Annotated in this window: 4 protein-coding genes; all 4 read right to left on the reverse strand. The window is 71.1% G+C overall.

Going from position 1 to position 3427, the window contains the following annotated elements:
- Window positions 1-459 (reverse strand): transcription antitermination factor NusB (locus AB1609_18525; protein ID MEW6048442.1); only part of this gene is annotated, 459 nt, incomplete at its 3' end.
- A 5-nt stretch (window positions 460-464) separates the two neighbouring features.
- Window positions 465-1412, reverse strand: a complete 948-nt coding sequence (gene fmt, locus AB1609_18530) for a methionyl-tRNA formyltransferase (GenBank protein ID MEW6048443.1) — start codon at window positions 1410-1412, stop codon at window positions 465-467.
- Entirely contained in the window at window positions 1409-1948 is a 540-nt protein-coding gene (gene def / locus AB1609_18535) for a peptide deformylase (protein ID MEW6048444.1), read from the reverse strand. Before def ends, fmt begins: the two co-directional genes overlap by 4 nt.
- 105 nt (window positions 1949-2053) lie before the next feature.
- Window positions 2054-3427 (reverse strand): primosomal protein N' (gene priA / locus AB1609_18540; protein ID MEW6048445.1); only part of this gene is annotated, 1374 nt, incomplete at its 5' end.

Below are 3427 nucleotides of genomic sequence, written 5' to 3' on the forward strand. Positions count from 1 at the left end.
CAGGCGCTCTCCGGCCGGGCCGCCTTCCGGTGCCGGCAGCCGGCCCTCCTCCTCATCGAGGCGCACCAGGGCCCGCAGTACCCCGTTGGCAAAGGACGCCTCTGGGGGGCCAAGCAGCCGGCGCGCCTGGCGAACCGCCAGGTCGACGGCCACCGGAGCCGGCGTCTCCCGGGCGAACCCGACCTCATACGCTGCAATCCGCAGGATCTGCAGGAGCAAAGGGTCGACCCGCGGCAGCGGCCGGCGGCTGACCCGGGAGAGCGCGTAGTCGAGGCGGGTCTTCCACCGGAGAACGCCGGCCGCCAGCGCCGTGGCTAAGGCCGCCTGGGCCGGTGCTGGGTGCTGCCTTCGGCGCAGAAGGCCCCGCATGGCGAGGTTCAGGTAGGCGCCCTCGTGCTCTACACGCTGCAGGGCCATTGTCGCCAGTTCTCTGGCCTCTAGGCCCGTGGGGGGCTTCACGGCGTCTACCCCTGGCTGCTGAAGCGCTGGCCGGGCTTGAGCCTCATTCCGTTGGCCAGGTCAAGCCCCGTCATCACCCGAGAGCCTTCAGGCTGCACCCGGGTGACCCGCAGGAGGCTCCCCTCCCCGCAGCCCACCAGGATCGACGCATCCCCGGCGTCCACCGCCACAAGCTCGCCCGGGTCGGCCTGTGCGCGCCCCGTCTCGACGCGCGCCTCCACCAGCTTCAGGAGCTTGCCCTCAAGAGCCGTGTATGCCCCCGGCCAGGGGGTGAAGGCACGGATCTGGCGCTCGATGCGTTCGGCAGGACGGCTCCAGTCCACCGCCCCGTCTTCTCGCTTGAGGCGCGGTGCGCTCGTCGCGCCGGAGGGCGGCTGGGCAAGCGGACGGATCGTGCCGGCTTCAAGCCTGGATAACGCCTCGACGAGCAAGGTGGCCCCTTTGGCCGCCAGGCGGTCGTGGAGCGACGCGGCAGTGTCGGCCGGCCCGATGGGTTCGGTGGCCTGGAGCAGGATCGGGCCCGTGTCCCAGCCCTCGTTCATCTGCATGATGGTCACGCCCGTCAGGCGGTCGCCCTCCAGGATGGCGTGAGCAATGGGCGAAGCCCCCCGCCACCGGGGAAGAAGGGAGGCATGGACGTTGATGCACCCGTAGCGGGGAAGGGAGAGCACCTCAGGCGGGATCTTGTGGGCGAATGCCACCACCACCAGCGCCTCGGCCTCTGCGCGGCGCAGAGCGTTTGCCAGTTCCTCCGGCTGCGGGCTCTCCGGCTGCCAAACGGGCAGCCCCAGGCGCTTGGCCTCTACCTTGACCGGGGGGGGCACCAGATGGAGGCCCCGCCCCCTGGGGCGGTCCGGCTGTGTGACGACGAGTCGCACCTCGTGGCCGGCCTCCGCCACCGCCCGCAGGCTCGGTACCGCGAATTCCGGCGTACCAGCGAAGGCAAGCTTCACGGCACGGCCCTCCCGGAAGCGGCACCGTCCGGGCGAGGCGCGCTGACCGCCGCCTCGCTTCTCTGCTGCTCCTGCTCCTGTTCTTGCTCTTGCACCAGGCTGGTGGCGCGGTCGGTGAACAGCACCCCGTCCAGGTGGTCCACCTCGTGCTGGATGATGCGCGCCAGGTACCCCTCGGCCTGAAACTCGACGGGGTGCCCTCGCTCGTCGAGGGCGCGCACCCGAACGGTCTGCGCCCGTTCGACGTACCCGGTGATGCCCGGGATGCTGAGACACCCCTCGACGTCCACGCTCTTGCCTTCAGCTTCCAGGATTTCCGGGTTGATGAGCGCCATGAACCGGTCCCCCGGGTCGACCACGATCACCCGCTCCAGCACGCCCACCTGGTTGGCTGCCAGCCCGACGCCGGGTGCGTCATACATGGTCTCCTTCATGTCTTCGATGAGCCGCCGGTGGCGCCGGGTCACTCGCTGGACCGGCCTGGCCTTCTGACGCAGCACCGGATCCGGCACCTTTCGAATGGGCAGGATGGCCACCCGGGCAAGAACCTCGCTTTCACGCGCCGCTCTCGTGAGGGTTGCTGCGTTATTATACCAGCCCCCTCGCCGGCCTCTTGCCCCTCTCGCCCGGCCCGGGGGAAATCAGAGCACGCTGACGGGGTCCGGGTCCACGATGAGCGATTCCGGGCGGCTACGGCCCGACAGCGACCCGCCGTCCAGCAACTCCTGCGTGAGCGTTCGAGCTTCAGGAGCGGGACCTCGCACCACCACCTGCCAGCGGAACCGGTCCCGCAGACGGGCGATGGGGGCCGGGGCCGGGCCCAGGACCTTCACGCCGGGTCGCCTCCGTCCCGCCTCCTCCAGTTGCCGGGCCGCCTCGACGGCGGCAAGCCGCGCCCGATCCTCGTCCGGGTCCTGCGCGACCAGACGAACCAGTTCACCGAACGGCGGATAGTGAAGCCGCCGCCGGAAGGCGAGTTCCCGGGCGTAAAACGTCTGTGCCCCCCCGGTCGCCGCGGCCTGAATGCTGTAGTGGTGCGGCTGGAACGTCTGTACAATGACGTGCCCCGGCCGATCCCCGCGGCCCGATCGCCCCGCGACCTGCACCAGGTGCTGGAAGGTGCGTTCGGCCGCGCGGAAGTCCGGAAGCTGCAGCGTCACGTCGGCAAGCACGGCGGCTGCCAGGGTGACCCGGGGGAAGTCGTGCCCCTTGGCGACCATCTGCGTGCCCACCAGCACGGCGGGGGCGGTCCGGGCGAACGCCTCCAGGATGTGCCGGTGGGCGTCCCTTCGGGTCGTGGTATCCGCGTCCATCCGCAGCACCGGTACGCCCGGGAAGGCCGCCGCCAGCGCTGCCTGCACCTTCTGCGTGCCAAAGCCAACCGCGGCCATCTGCGTGCCCCCGCAGCGCGGGCAGCGCGAGGCCGCCTGCGTCTCGTACCCGCAGTAGTGACAGCGCAGAACGCCTTCCCCGGGCCGGTGGTGGTACGTGAGGCCCACGTCGCAATGGGGGCAGCGCCACGCAAACCCGCACTCCCGGCACACCATCGCGCCGGAAAACCCCCGCCGGTTGACGAACAGGATGGCCTGTTCGCGAGCGGCCATCACCTGCCGCAGCGCCTCCCGGAGAGGCCGGCTCAGGGGGGAGACCTCGCCGGTGCTGGCGAGTTCCTCCCGCAGGTCCACCACCGTCACCAGCGGCATGGGCCGCCGGTCCACCCGCTCGGGCAGGCGCAACAGGCGGTACTCGCCCTGCTGGCTTGCGTGGAACGACTCGAGGGAAGGCGTGGCGCTGCCGAGCACCACCGGGGCGCCCGCCTCCCGGGCGCGGTGGATCGCCACGTCTCGGGCGTGGTAGCGTGGCGCTTCCTCCTGCTTGTAGGACGCCTCATGTTCCTCGTCCAGGATGAACAGGCCGGCGTCTTGCACCGGCGCCAGCACCGCCGAGCGCGCCCCGATCACCACCCGGGCCTGCCCTGCCAGTACCCGATCCCAGTACTGCCGCCTGGAACCGCC

This window comes from Bacillota bacterium, assembly GCA_040754675.1.
Taxonomy (GTDB): domain Bacteria; phylum Bacillota; class Limnochordia; order Limnochordales; family Geochordaceae; genus Geochorda.